Source organism: Bradyrhizobium ingae, assembly GCF_055791185.1.
On record NZ_JBVUBB010000002.1, the window covers coordinates 446,917 to 459,411 of the forward strand.

Sequence of the window (12,495 nt, forward strand, 5' to 3'; positions counted from 1 at the left end):
GCCCGGATTCTGTTGAAGGAGAAATAAAGTTCGAGGAGCCCAAATCAAGCCGGCCGAGCTGCGACCAGCAGCCGCGGGAACGCGGCGCGCCGTTCATAAAATCGCCATAAGGGATATCTCGCCCGTTTACCTTGTTCGGTCGCTCCCTCGGTGGCAATGTCGCAAGCCAAGACCGAAGAGAGCCAGTCATGCCGCGCGCGGCCGCAAAGTCGCTTCCCCAATTGAGCGTCCGGATCGATCTGGATGCCGAGGACCGGATCGGGCCCGGCAAGATCCAGCTCCTCGAGAACATCAGGGAGCACGGCTCGATCTCGGCGGCGGGCCGCGCCATGGACATGTCCTACAAGCGCGCCTGGGATCTCGTGGACGAAATCAACCGAATCTGCGGACATGCGGCGGTCGAGCGCCAGACCGGCGGCAAGAACGGCGGCGGCGCAATGCTGACGCCATTCGGCACCGCACTCGTCGCGCGCTACCGCAAGATCGAGCGCGACGCCGCGCGCGCAGTGCGCAAGGAGCTGATGGCACTGAAGACGGACATCAAGCGCTCGCGGAGGGCGTGAGCGCTCAGCATGGATACCTCTCTCATCATCCGCCCGGCCCTTCCCGCCGATCTCCCGCAGCTCCTCGCGCTTTATCCGCACCTTGATCCGACTGATCGCATCCCCTCGTTGGATGTCGCCGAGCGTCGTCTGGAGAAGCTGCAGCGCTATGATGGAAGCGCCATATTCATCGGGATCACCGAAGACGCCATCGTCGCGTCCTGTACCCTGATCATCGTTCCCAACCTGACGCGCGATGGCCAGCCTTATGGGTTGGTCGAGAATGTCGTCACCCACACGGCGTTCAGGGGACGCGGCTACGGCAAACAACTTCTGAAGACGGCCATTGCCGCCGCATGGCAGGCCGATTGCTACAAGGTCATGCTCATGACGGGCTCGAAGAGACCCTCGACCCTGGCATTCTATACATCAGCTGGTTTTGAGCAGAGCAAGACCGGCTTCCAGATCCGGCGGCTTCCGCCGAGAGCAGAGGCCGTCGAGTGATCTCGATCCAGGACGGGTCCCGTGACAGCATCAGCTTCCGAGACTAAAGCGGAAGTCTTACGATCAACTGGAGCATTGTCGCTCGTAACCGCCGCGGAATCGGATACCAGAACTTTCCCGCTTGATCCCGCTCGGGGGCTGACCTGAATCAGGTGGCAGCAATATCTTGGGTGTCGAGCGTCGTAAGGTCGGGCTGCTTGGCGGCCGCCTGAATTATTGCTTGCACCGCGGCGCCAAATGACCCTGCACAGACCGTCGCGCCGACTGCACCCATCGTCGGCATGGCAGGACCGGCTCCAAACAGGGCGAGCAGAATGCGGGCGCCGGCGTTCTTCTTGTTGAGTCTGCGAATGACATCTTGAATCTTTGCGGCGGACGGCTGGCCGACGTAGCACAGGCACGCCAGCGAGGTATCCGTCATGTCGAGCGAGAAGAATTTCGCCGTTGATAGCGCGTCCGCCTCTTCCGCCATCGCCTCGATACCACGGTGCCGCAGCAAATAGGACAACACGAGCGCCGTCGCTTCGTCGAGCTTTCCGGATCCTGGAATGCAGAGTACCGAACGCGGCGACCTGCGTTCTTCCTCGACCAATTTGTGTTGAGCCCTCGCCTGCTCGATCGCGATCGCGGCACCGGGGCTCGAGCTCATGTCCATGGCGGGGACGTTCAAGTCGTGGTGCGCTTCCAGGTCGGCCACCAACTCGTCAACGGTTGAAGCAATGCGATTTAACCGCTCCTCGTCGAGATGACCCAATCGGCGGTCGGCTTCCGCGAGCCTCAATCCCTCAAGCAGGATTGTATCGCAGTATTCCTCAAGCGACGCGCCTTTGAGGAATTCACGCGCTTGCTCCGCGGCTTCAAGAGGATCTCCCGCCAGCATTCGTTGATAAGCCAGCTGGGGCGGACTCAAAGGAGGCCGGTCGCCCAGCATGATTTCGAGGAACTTGAGCCGCTCGACATGCCGCCCCACCACGACGAGACATATCGTCAGAGGCGTCGCCATCACCAGTCCGACTGGCCCCCACAGCCACGTCCAGAATGACGCAGACAGGATGATCGCGACCGGAGACAGGCCGGAACTATGGCCATAGATCAGCGGCTCGAGAACCTGTCCGGCGAGCAGTTCCAGAACCACGAACAACAGTGCTGTCAGCACCAACATTTGCCAGCCCGAACCAACGGCGGCCGCCAGAATGAGCGGAAAGATGGCTGAGATCAGCGCACCGATATACGGAACGAACCGCAGGATCATCGCCAGCAGACCCCATAACGGAGCCGAGGGCACACCAATCAATTCGAGACCTAAGCCGATTGCCAGACCGAACACGGCGTTGAAGATCATTTGGGTCAGGAAGAGTTTGCTCAGCCGCTTGCCCGCGTCATCGAGGGCTGCCGTCGTGCGCTGAATATCGCTCGAGCCGGCAAGACGGACGAGGCGATTCCTCAGATCCTCCCGTTGCAACAGGATGAAGGTCACGAAAATCACGACGATTCCCGTCGTCGTCAGCGGCGAAAGCAAAGGCTCGATAATTTTGGCGAGCGTCGTCAGAGCACCGGGATCGGGCTGCTTGACTTCAACGGGTATCGGAAGCGTTCTATCCGGTGATTGTCTCGCGAGACCGTTGTCCGGCCGACCAGTCGCCGTCTCACCACGTTGCAGCTCTGTGCCCAATTCCTTGAGAACGGTGGAGGCCTGCTCCAGCGTTCCGGAACCACCCATCAATCCGCGAAGGCTCTCGATCTTGTCACTCAGCGTCTGCTGATATCCGGGCAGCCTGGCGGCAAGGCGCGTCGCCTGCGATACCATCAGCCCGCCCAGGCTGAAGATGATCGCAAATCCGAAGAAGACCACTATGAGCACGGACGCCGTGCGCGGAACTCGCCATGAATACAGACGTATGACGAAGGGTGCGAGAACGAAGCTCAGGAGAACGGCCAGTGCGACCGGAACGAAAACTTCCCGGCCAAAATAGAGCGCAGCAATAATCAATGCTGCGACCGCCATGTTTGTCAGCGCGCTCCCGCGCCGCTGCGTCATTTGCTTGGGCTTCTCCTGCAACTGCGTGGCCCTCGCTCTTAGCCGCACGATAGTCGTTGCGACTTCGATGAAACCCCTCAGTTCACCACGCCAGACATAGACCCAGAGCTGGAACCAAGCTGGATGCTCGGCTGGACTTGGGGTCTACAGCGCGAATGGACGATTGCCGGTCGCGTGCTGATCTTTCGGCGCCGGATGATCCTACGCCTCTTTTCCAACTCGGGTAAGAACAAAGTCGGAGGTAACTGCCACCACACCAAATTCCCGCCGCACGGCCACGAATGATCACGTCGATCTCGACGGATCACGGGATCTGCAGCGCAGGGGCTACGACGACACGGCTCAGTTCGGCCGCAGCGTCATCTCAGGTGCTGGCTGGATCAGTGCTTCGCCGAGCAGGCTCTGCTCGGCCTTCGGGATCGAGAAGCGGACCTTGAAGCCGTCCTCGGTTTCCAGCGTGATGATGCGCTGGGATGCGTCCGTCGATTGCTCGACCACCCAGGCCGCGAGCGGATAGGCATAGCGCAGGCTCTGGTCGCCATAGCGGGCCTTCAGCGCGGCTTCGAGCAGGCCTGGCAGTGTCATGATCAATGCACCGACCTGGTTGAGCGAGACGCGCACCTCGGCAGGCCTGCCCGCAGCATCCTCGAACCGCAGCGCGATCGCGCCACCGTCGGGTGCCACTTCGCAGGTCGTGAGCGATTTGACGCTGATTTCCATTCCACGCTCCGACAACCCGGCCATCGCTATATCCTTCACGATATATCGATATCGACCGCAACGTCCAGCCGGCTTTTTTGGAACCGCTCGAAACGCTGGCATGGCCCGCTGATCGAACTCGTGATATATGACTGGATATAGCGAAGCCGATAGCGGCGTCCCCGTCGCGATCCCGGCTCGTTATCGGTCAAGCGGAGGCGGATGATGTTCGATGCACAGAGCGATCTTGCCGCCCTGGTCTATGCGCCGCATCAGGACCCCGACACCATCTTGCGCGACTTCGCCACCGGCCTGAACGCGCGCGGGTTTCGGGTCGTAGGCATGGTGCAGGCGGGCCATTGCGCCGACTCCAGCCTTTCGGCGGTTCTACTTCACAACGGGGAGAAACTGCTGCTGGCGCAGGATTTCGATCCGGCCGCGAGCGGTTGCCGGCTTGATCTCGCGCGGCTGCGGAATGCCGGCGAGCGGGTCGCCGAGCATGGCGCCGACCTCGTCATCATCAACCGCTTCGGCAAACGGGAGCGCACTGGCAAGGGGCTGGCTTATCTGATCGAGCGGGCTCTCAACGCCGACATCCCCGTGATGATCGCGGTTTCCGACGACCACTTCACTGACTGGATCAAGTTCGCCGGCGGCATGACCGTCAAGCTGCACTGCGAGCGCCACGCGCTCGATGCGTGGTGGGATCGTGTCGCGATGCGCACGCCATGCCCGGCAGATGTCGAGCATCCCACCGTATGCGCCGTCCTGAAATGACGCTCGAACGCGGCGGAGTGGGTGCGTAAGGCCCCTACTCTGCCGCTTGCCGCACGTGGCGCGCGGTCGGGGTGCGCATGGTGACGAGCTCTTCGGCGGCGGTCGGATGCAGCGCCATGGTGGCGTCGAAGTCGGCCTTGGTCGCCTTCATCTTCACGGCGATCGCGACCGCCTGGATGATCTCGGCGGCGGCATCGCCGACGATGTGGCAGCCGAGCACACGATCGGAAGTGCCGTCCACGACGAGCTTCATCAGCACGCGGGTGTCGCGGCCGGACATCGTCGCCTTGATCGGGCGGAACGTCGCCTTGTAGATGTCGACGTGGCTGAACTGCGCGCGCGCTTCGGTCTCGGTGAGGCCGATGGTGCCGACCTCCGGCTGCGAGAACACGGCGGTCGGGATGTTGGCGTGGTCGACCCGCACCTCGCGCTTGCCGAACACGGTATCGGCGAAGGCGTGGCCCTCGCGGATCGCGACCGGCGTCAAATTGTGGCGATGGGTGACGTCGCCGATGGCGTAGATGCTGTCGGCCGAGCTCTTCGAGAAGCCGTCGACCGCGATGCCGCCGTTCTTCGGATTGATGGCAACGCCGGCTTTCTCGAGGCCGAGATTGGCGACGGCGGGATGGCGGCCGATCGCAAACATCACCTGGTCGGAGGCAACGCTCGAGCCGTTCGACAGATGAGTGGTGAACTCATCACCGTGACGATCAACCTTGGTCACCGTGCAGCCGGTCAGGATGGTGATCCCCTGCTTCTCCATCTCGCTGCGGACATGGGCGCGGACGTCGTCGTCAAAACCGCGCAAAATGTTGTCGCCGCGATAGATCACGGTGACGTCGGAGCCGAAGCCGGCAAAGATCCCGGCGAATTCCAGCGCGATATAGCCGCCGCCCTGGATCACGATCCGCTTCGGCAACTTCGGCAGATGAAACGCTTCGTTGGAAGAGATGACGTGCTCGATGCCGGGGATCGCCGCGCCATGGTTGGGCGCGCCGCCAGTGGCGATCAGGATGTACCTTGCCGTGATCGTCTTGTCGTTCTCGAGCAGGCGGATGGTGTGGGCATCCTCGATCACCGCGCGGCTCTTGACGATGCGCGCGCCCGACTTCTCGACATTGGTGGTGTAGGCCGCCTCGAGCCGTGCGATCTCCTTGTCCTTGTTGGCGATCAGCGTCGGCCAGTCGAAGCTTGCGGACGGAATGGTCCAGCCGAAGCCGGCCGCGTCCTCGATCTCGTGGCGGACATGCGATCCGATCACGAACAGCTTTTTCGGCACGCAGCCGCGGATCACGCAGGTCCCGCCCATGCGGTACTCTTCCGCGATCATCACGCGCGCGCCGTGACCGGCGGCGATGCGAGCGGCGCGCACGCCGCCCGAACCACCACCGATGACAAAGAGGTCGACGTCGAATTCAGCCATTGTCCACTCCGACCCCTTTGCCTCTCGTCCTCGTCACATGTCCTTGCCGCGCTTCTTCATCTCGGCGCGGAAAGCGGCTGCGACGACCTCGGAGAAACTCTGCGCCCAGGAATTCGTGAACGCCATGCCCTGTTCGATCGCGCGCGGCTCGGCGATAATCAGCTTCTGCCCGAGCGGAGACTTGTAGAACGTCACAAGATCCTTGAGCTCCTGCTCGGTGAACTGGGCGGCATAGGCCTGCGCCATGCCGTCGCCGATCTCCTTCTCGCGGCCGGCAAGCTGCTGCACCACGATCGGCGCCAGCTCGTTGAGGTCCTTCTGGTAGTTGAGGTTCTGCCCGATCAGCGCGCCCTTGACCTTCTCCACCATGCCGGGAACGGCGTTGGCATACAGCGCATTGGCGTTCTTCATGGTCAGGATGTCCTTGGCCGCCGCGATCGCCGCGGGCGAGGCCTTGGGCGCTGCTGCCTGCTGCGCCGCGGCCGGGACGGCGCCAAAAGCCAGTCCCAGGCCAGCCAGTCCCAGGGCGAGTCCGGCTACGGGCAGCATCTTCAAAACGCTCTTCATTCCTAATCTCCTTTCGGCTTTCGCCGTTCGATCACGCGGATTCCCTCGCCGCCCGCCAGAACAGCGGAGCCGGCCAAGCCGATGAACAGTCCATGCTCCACCACGCCGGGGATCGCGCTCAACGCGACCGCGAGCCGTGCAGGATCCTCGATCCGTCCAAGATGGGCATCGAGGATCCAGTGGCCACCATCGGTGACGAAAACGTGGCCGTCCTTGGCCTTACGGAGCGCCATTTGCCCGGAAACGCCGGATTGCGCAAATGCCTTCTCGATCGCCCGCCGTGTCGCGCCAAGCCCGAACGGAATGACCTCCACCGGCAGCGGAAAACGGCCGAGCGTCGCGACCCATTTGCTGTCATCGGCAATCACGATCATACGATCGGAGGCAGCCGCGACGATCTTCTCGCGGAGCAGCGCGCCGCCACCGCCCTTGATCAGGTTGAGCTCGGGGTCGACTTCGTCAGCACCGTCGACGGTAATGTCGAGGTGGTCGATCTCGTCCAGCGTGGTCAGCGGAACGCCGCAACGGACCGCGTCGGCACGTGTGGCCTCCGAGGTCGGCACACCAATCACCTTGAGGCCGGCGCGCACGCGCTCGCCGAGCAGCTCGACGAAATGCTTGGCCGTCGATCCGGTGCCGAGACCGAGCTGCATGCCGTCGCGCACCTCTTCCAGGGCACGTGCAGCCGCCTGTCGCTTCAACTGATCCATGTCCACGTTCAGACCCGCCCTTTGTGTGTGTCTTAAAGGTCTCACTTGAAATCTCTTTGGCGAGACCGCCGGAAATAGGTCGTTTTCGGCGGCCTATCTAGCCCCGTTTTGGCCCGGAGAACAGGCCTGTGGAACGAGGTTATAAGCCGATCTTATGGCGGCTCCGCTTGCAGAAGCCCCACCTTGCCGGTAGCGCATGATCATGACCGCTCACACCATCGTCTTCGATCTCGACGGCACGCTCGTGGATACGGCGCCCGACCTGATCTCCGCGCTGAATCACGTGCTCGATCGCGAGGGCCTGCCGCCCGTGCCAGTGCAATCGGCCCGCAACATGATCGGCGCCGGCGCCCGCAAGCTGATCGAGCGGGGCCTGGAAGCCGAAGGCCGGATCGTGGGCGTCGAGGACATCAACCGGATGACGGCGGATTTCATCGCCTACTACGCCGACAACATCGCCAATGAATCGCGCCCGTTCGAGGGGCTCGAGTCCGCGCTCGACCACCTCGCGGAGCGTGGCCACCGGCTCGCGGTCTGTACCAACAAGCTCGAATGGCTCTCCAAGCGCCTGCTTGACGCGCTGGGCCTCTCCCCACGCTTTGCGGCCATCTGCGGCGCGGATACCTTTGGGGTCCAGAAGCCCGACCCGACCATCCTGCGCGAGACGGTGGCCCGCGCCGGCGGACAGCTCGCCGCCAGCATCATGGTCGGGGACGCCGGAACCGACGTCGGGGTCGCCCGGCGCGCCGGGGTTCCCGTGATCGGCGTGAGCTTCGGCTACACCGATGTGCCGATCGAGGAACTCAAGCCGGACCGCCTGATCCATCACATGCGCGATCTGCCGGCTGCGGCGACGAGCCTGATGGGGCGCCTGAGCGCCCTGGCAAGCAATTGATATCAATAAATAAATTATCCATTTCACCCGCGTTAACCATTTATTAACTATACGCGCCCGCCTGGTTGCGTGGCCCAACCGACGCCCATATGGTCCGCTCGGGATTGTGGCGGTTCGTCGCAGTGGTGGATGTCATGCGTCGTGTGATCGCGATTGCGTTTGCGGGGGTGAGCCTGGCCGGCTGCTCCTCGGTCTCGTGGGACATGCTCAAGTCGACGCCCCCTGCCGTGCAGGTCCGGCTCGAATCGAACCCGCCCGGCGCCGAGGCCGCCACCTCGCTCGGTCCGGGCTGCAAGACGCCCTGCGAGGTCTCGGTTCCGGCGCCCGATGCTCCCTTCACCGTCAACTACACGCTGACAAAATACCTGCCGGCCTCAGTGCCGGTGAACGTCATCAAGACGCCCGGCGATTTCTCCACGCCCGCTTCGGTGACAACAGACCCCAATCCGGTATTTGTCGAGTTGCAACCGGCCGTGCCGCCGAAACCGGTGAAGAAGCCCCATCGGCCGAAGAAGCCGAAGGTGCCGAAGGCGGCAGCGCCCGCTACGGCAGGCTCTCCGTTCCCCGATCCGAACTCGGCCCCGCCGCCTCCCGGAGGCCCCGCCCCCACGCGCTAATACGGTGCAGCGCACGATTGTCGGCGATGGCGGGGATGCTTAGATTGGATCCAAACGCATTGTCGCTGCGCAAAGCGCGGTGATCGCGATCGTGACAAGGCTTGTTGAATGAACGGACCTGCTGTGAGTCCCCTGTCCCCGCTGTCGAGCCCGATGACCGATCCGTTCGGCCGGACCATCACCTATTTGCGGGTCTCCGTCACCGATCGCTGCGACCTGCGCTGCTTCTATTGCATGTCGGAAGACATGACTTTCCTGCCCAAGGCGGATCTCCTGACGCTGGAGGAGCTCGACCGGCTCTGCTCGGCCTTCATCGCCAAGGGCGTGAAGAAACTGCGGCTGACCGGCGGCGAGCCGCTGGTCCGACGCAACGTGATGTCGCTGGTGCGCTCGCTGTCGCGTCACCTCGATACCGGCGCGCTCGGCGAACTGACGCTGACCACCAATGGGACACAGCTGGCCAAGCACGCAGCGGAACTCGCCGATTGCGGCGTCCGCCGCATCAACGTCTCGCTCGACACGCTCGATCCGCAGAAGTTTCGCGAAATCACCCGATGGGGCGAGATCGACAAGGTGCTGGAGGGCATCGAGGCCGCACGCGCGGCCGGGCTCGCGGTGAAGATCAACGCGGTGGCTCTGAAAAACCTCAACGAGGACGAGATCCCCTCGCTGATGCGCTGGGCTCACGGCAAAGGCATGGGGCTGACGCTGATCGAGGTGATGCCGATGGGCGAAATCGGTTCGGGCCGCATCGACCAGTATCTGCCGCTATCGCTGGTGCGCGCGCGGCTCGCCCAGCGATTCACGCTGACGGACTTGAGCGAGACGACCGGCGGCCCGGCGCGTTATGTCAGCGTCACGGAAACCGGCGGCAAGCTCGGCTTCATCACGCCGATGACCCACAACTTCTGCGAAGCGTGCAACCGGGTGCGCATCACCTGCACGGGCACGCTGCACACCTGCCTCGGCCATGAGGATGCCTCCGATCTGCGCAAGCCGCTGCGGGCATCCGCCGATGACGCGCTGCTTGCGGCCACGATCGACCGCGCGATCGGCCTCAAGCCCAAGGGGCATGATTTCATCATCGATCGCCGCCACAACCGCCCGAGCGTCAGCCGGCATATGAGTGTCACCGGCGGCTAGAGCATGATCGGGACGCCAGGGGCACGTTCGTGCGAGGCGTGAAGCGGTTTTCCCTCGCGACAAGCGCTGAACGCGTTTGCGCGGAGATCATGCGCAAACAATAATCCCGATCTCGAAGCGTAGAATCACGGCATCCTCGGTTACCCTAACCCCCTGACCGCGCGTCAATTTGCCCATTTTTCCGATTGACGGCGCGAGAAGCCGCTGAAATGGTGCATCCGCCTTGGCCGACCCGGCAGGATAAGCCGGCGCGCTTCAGCGAGCGCGATCAAGACGGCAAGGCACGAGGGGAGGACTTTCGCTGCAATCGCTCTGGACGTTGAGCCGTCAGGGTCGCGCGCTTCTTGCCCGCGCGCCAAGCGATGCGCGCGAATGCCCCCAATGAATTGCGCCTCAATGAATAAAGGCCGCGGCGGAGAAAAGTAAGATGCGTCCCTTGTTGGCGGTGAGCAACGCCATCGACCTCCTCAATGAAAAGATCGGCAACATCTGTAACCTGCTGGTTCTGCTGGCGTGCCTGGTGAGCGCCGCCAACGCCATGATCCGCTACGCTTTCAGCTACTCGTCGAACGGCTGGCTGGAATTGCAGTGGTACATGTTCGCCGTGCTCGTGATGTTCGGTGCGTCCTATACCTTCAAGCGCAACGAGCATGTCCGCGTCGAGATCTTCTATCTGATGCTCTCCGAGCGCGGCCAGCTCTGGCTCGACCTCATCGGCACGCTCTTCTTCCTGATCCCCTCCTGCCTCCTGCTCGCAAAACTCTCCTGGCCGTTCTTCATGCAGGCCTACGACGTCGGCGAGATGTCCGGCAATGCCGGCGGCCTGATCCGCTGGCCGATCAAGTTCGTGATCCCCGCAGGCTTCGTGATGCTTGCGCTGCAGGGTGTGTCCGAAGTCATCAAGCGAATCGCGGCTCTCAAGGGCTACGTGACGATCGACGCCAAGTACGAGAGACCGACTCAATGACCATTACGCTGGAGATGATGCCGCCGATGATGTTCGGCGGCCTGGTGGTGGCGATGCTGATCGGCTACCCCGTCGCGTTTACGCTCGCGGCGCTCGGCCTCTCATTCGGCTTTCTTGCGATCCATCTCGGCTTCTTCGACCTGAACTTCCTTCAGGCGATTCCGGGCCGCGTGTTCGGCAGCGTGCTTGCCAACGAGCTGTTGCTGGCGATTCCCTTCTTCACCTTCATGGGCGCGGTGCTGGAGCGGTGCGGGCTTGCCGAGGACATGTTGGATTCCATGGGCCAGCTCTTCGGCCCGATCCGCGGCGGCCTCGGCTACTCCGTCATCATCGTCGGCTTCATCCTTGGCGCCATCACCGGCACGGTGGCGGCACAGGTCATCGCCATGGCGCTGATCTCGATGCCGGTGATGATCCGCTACGGCTACAATATCCGCTACATCACCGGCGTGCTGGCGGCGTCCGGCACCATCACGCAGCTCGTGCCACCCTCGCTGGTGCTGATCGTGCTCGCCGATCAGCTCGGCAAGTCCGTCGGCGACATGTATCTCGGCGCCTGGGGCCCCTCGATCTTCCAGATCGTCCTGTTCGCCGGCTACACTTTCGTGCTCGGCATCATCAAGCCCCACCACGTGCCGGCGGTGCCGAAAGAGGCGCGCACGCTGAGCGGATGGGCGCTGTGGAAGAAATGCCTGCTCGGCATCATTCCCTCTGCCGTCCTGATCTTCGTGGTGCTCGGCACCATGATGCTGGGCCTTGCGACCCCGACGGAAGCCGGTGCAATGGGCGCGGTCGGCGCCATCGTCCTCGCCGCCATCCACCACAAGGACTTCTCCTCCACGGGACGCAAGATCCTGATCATCGGCGTCATCACCGCCGGCATCGGCACGATCGTCGCGATGCTGTTCAGCGAGAACATCGTCTTCAAGATCGCCTATGCGATCACCTACCTCGCGGTCGCCTGGATCTGCATCGAGGCGGCCCGCATCCCCGACCTGCGCGACCTGATCAAGCAGGGCTACGAGACGACCATGCGCATCACCTGCATGGTCACCTTCATCCTGATCGGCTCGACCTGCTTCTCGATCGTGTTCCTGGGCTGCAACGGCGGCGTCTGGCTCGAGCACCTGCTCACGTCACTGCCCGGCGGCGTCTGGGGCTTCCTGATCTTCATCAACCTCTTCATCTTCTTCGTCGCGTTCTTCCTCGACTTCTTCGAGATCGCCTTCATCATCCTGCCGATGATCGCGCCGATCGCACAGAAAATGCTGGCGCCGGTGGTCGGCCCCGACGCCGCGCTGATCTGGTTCGGCGTCATGCTCTGTGTGAACATGCAGACCTCGTTCCTGCATCCGCCCTTCGGCTTCGCTCTGTTCTACCTGCGCGGCGTCGCGCCGCGCTCGGTGAAGAGCTCGGACATCTATTGGGGCGCGGTGCCCTGGATCGGATTGCAGATGATCATGGTGCTGCTCGTGATCGTCTTCCCGTCCGTGGTGACGGGCCTGCTCGACAAGCCGGTCAATGTCGATCTCGACAAGGTGAAGATCGAAGTGCCGCAGATCGACCTGCCCCCGCTGGATCTGGGACCGCCGCAGAAGTAGCGCGCAAGCACG

13 protein-coding genes are annotated in these 12,495 nt (G+C 63.0%); 8 read left to right on the forward strand and 5 right to left on the reverse strand.

Annotation, left to right across the window (positions count from 1 at the left end):
- The first annotated feature begins 188 nt into the window (after positions 1-188).
- Together ACV1FX_RS04690 and ACV1FX_RS04695 are read left to right on the forward strand one after the other, a co-directional pair.
- On the forward strand, positions 189-563 hold the full coding sequence (locus tag ACV1FX_RS04690) for a winged helix-turn-helix domain-containing protein (RefSeq protein ID WP_473116377.1): 375 nt from the start codon (positions 189-191) through the stop codon (positions 561-563).
- Positions 564-572: 9 nt separating this feature from the next.
- Positions 573-1,046, forward strand: coding sequence for a GNAT family N-acetyltransferase (locus tag ACV1FX_RS04695; protein ID WP_473116378.1), 474 nt, complete (start codon positions 573-575; stop codon positions 1,044-1,046).
- A gap of 148 nt (positions 1,047-1,194) precedes the next feature.
- Here the strand turns inward: ACV1FX_RS04695 and ACV1FX_RS04700 are convergent, their stop codons facing one another.
- Together ACV1FX_RS04700 and ACV1FX_RS04705 are read right to left on the reverse strand one after the other, a co-directional pair.
- Positions 1,195-3,084 carry an AI-2E family transporter gene (locus tag ACV1FX_RS04700; RefSeq protein ID WP_473116379.1) on the reverse strand — a complete coding sequence of 630 codons (1,890 nt, stop codon included), beginning with the start codon at positions 3,082-3,084 and terminating at the stop codon, positions 1,195-1,197.
- Between the two features lie 342 nt (positions 3,085-3,426).
- Positions 3,427-3,804: a hypothetical protein gene (locus ACV1FX_RS04705; protein WP_473116449.1), complete on the reverse strand. Its 378-nt coding sequence runs from the start codon at positions 3,802-3,804 to the stop codon at positions 3,427-3,429.
- Between the two features lie 204 nt (positions 3,805-4,008).
- Between ACV1FX_RS04705 and ACV1FX_RS04710 the strand changes: the two genes are divergently transcribed.
- Complete coding sequence (locus ACV1FX_RS04710) at positions 4,009-4,560, forward strand: DUF2478 domain-containing protein (RefSeq protein ID WP_473116380.1); 552 nt, start codon at positions 4,009-4,011, stop codon at positions 4,558-4,560.
- A 34-nt stretch (positions 4,561-4,594) separates the two neighbouring features.
- On the opposite strand, the gene gor is transcribed toward ACV1FX_RS04710, so the two are convergent.
- The 3 genes from gor to rpiA are packed head-to-tail and all read right to left on the reverse strand — an operon-like array spanning position 4,595 to position 7,266.
- Complete coding sequence (gene gor, locus ACV1FX_RS04715) at positions 4,595-5,983, reverse strand: glutathione-disulfide reductase (RefSeq protein ID WP_473116381.1); 1,389 nt, start codon at positions 5,981-5,983, stop codon at positions 4,595-4,597.
- Between the two features lie 33 nt (positions 5,984-6,016).
- Positions 6,017-6,550 (reverse strand): DUF2059 domain-containing protein, encoded by a 534-nt coding sequence (locus tag ACV1FX_RS04720; RefSeq protein WP_473116382.1) that lies wholly within the window; start codon positions 6,548-6,550, stop codon positions 6,017-6,019.
- Between the two features lie 2 nt (positions 6,551-6,552).
- On the reverse strand, positions 6,553-7,266 hold the full coding sequence (gene rpiA / locus ACV1FX_RS04725) for a ribose-5-phosphate isomerase RpiA (RefSeq protein WP_027523613.1): 714 nt from the start codon (positions 7,264-7,266) through the stop codon (positions 6,553-6,555).
- Positions 7,267-7,456: 190 nt separating this feature from the next.
- Here rpiA and ACV1FX_RS04730 point away from each other — a divergent pair, with 190 nt between their 5' ends.
- The 5 genes from ACV1FX_RS04730 to ACV1FX_RS04750 all read left to right on the forward strand — a co-directional run bounded on the left by ACV1FX_RS04730 (position 7,457) and on the right by ACV1FX_RS04750 (position 12,483).
- Positions 7,457-8,155, forward strand: coding sequence for an HAD-IA family hydrolase (locus ACV1FX_RS04730; RefSeq protein ID WP_473116383.1), 699 nt, complete (start codon positions 7,457-7,459; stop codon positions 8,153-8,155).
- A gap of 134 nt (positions 8,156-8,289) precedes the next feature.
- On the forward strand, positions 8,290-8,772 hold the full coding sequence (locus ACV1FX_RS04735) for a hypothetical protein (RefSeq protein WP_473116384.1): 483 nt from the start codon (positions 8,290-8,292) through the stop codon (positions 8,770-8,772).
- Between the two features lie 108 nt (positions 8,773-8,880).
- A complete protein-coding gene (gene moaA / locus ACV1FX_RS04740; protein ID WP_473116385.1) occupies positions 8,881-9,915 on the forward strand; it encodes a GTP 3',8-cyclase MoaA in 1,035 nt (344 codons plus the stop codon).
- A gap of 427 nt (positions 9,916-10,342) precedes the next feature.
- A complete protein-coding gene (locus ACV1FX_RS04745) occupies positions 10,343-10,882 on the forward strand; it encodes a TRAP transporter small permease subunit (protein WP_283042184.1) in 540 nt (179 codons plus the stop codon).
- Positions 10,879-12,483 carry a TRAP transporter large permease gene (locus tag ACV1FX_RS04750; protein WP_473116386.1) on the forward strand — a complete coding sequence of 535 codons (1,605 nt, stop codon included), beginning with the start codon at positions 10,879-10,881 and terminating at the stop codon, positions 12,481-12,483. Before ACV1FX_RS04745 ends, ACV1FX_RS04750 begins: the two co-directional genes overlap by 4 nt.
- Positions 12,484-12,495 lie beyond the last annotated feature (12 nt).